The organism is Brenneria tiliae, from assembly GCF_023347575.1.
GTDB lineage: Bacteria > Pseudomonadota > Gammaproteobacteria > Enterobacterales > Enterobacteriaceae > Brenneria > Brenneria corticis.
This window is the reverse complement of the sequence record NZ_JAKPCB010000060.1, coordinates 1-411: the sequence shown is the minus strand read 5'-3', so window position 1 is coordinate 411 and position 411 is coordinate 1. Positions and strand designations below refer to the sequence as shown.

1 protein-coding gene is annotated in these 411 nt (G+C 64.5%); it reads left to right on the top strand.

All coding sequences use genetic code 11. From position 1 onward, the window contains the following. Positions 1-377 (top strand): AI-2E family transporter (locus MFP24_RS00300; protein ID WP_249246707.1); only part of this gene is annotated, 377 nt, incomplete at its 5' end. Positions 378-411 lie beyond the last annotated feature (34 nt).

The window sequence follows — 411 nt, the reverse complement described above, 5'->3', positions numbered from 1 at the left end:
TCATTTGGGTTTTGACGTTCCTGATCGTGCTGCGGATCGTGCACGACTATGTGATTTATCCGCGCATCGTAGGCAGCGGCATACACCTGCACCCGCTCGCGGTCGTGCTCGCGATCCTGTGCGGCGAAGAGTTGGCGGGACTCGCCGGCATCTTCCTCGCGATCCCCGCGGTCGCGATCGTCTCTGTCACCTATCGCCACTGGTTGGAGCATCGCGGCAGCACAGGACTCGTCGCCGACCTGCTCAAGCCCGCCGAGCAAGCCATCGCCGCGCCCGCGACCGACGAGACTGCGCCGGTGGCAACGACTCCGAACACACCGCCCCAAACGCCCGCCTCGCAAACGGAAGCGTTGCCGGTGGGCGCATCATCAAGCTAAAGACCGCACGACGCCGATCCGTGCTCATGCGGAA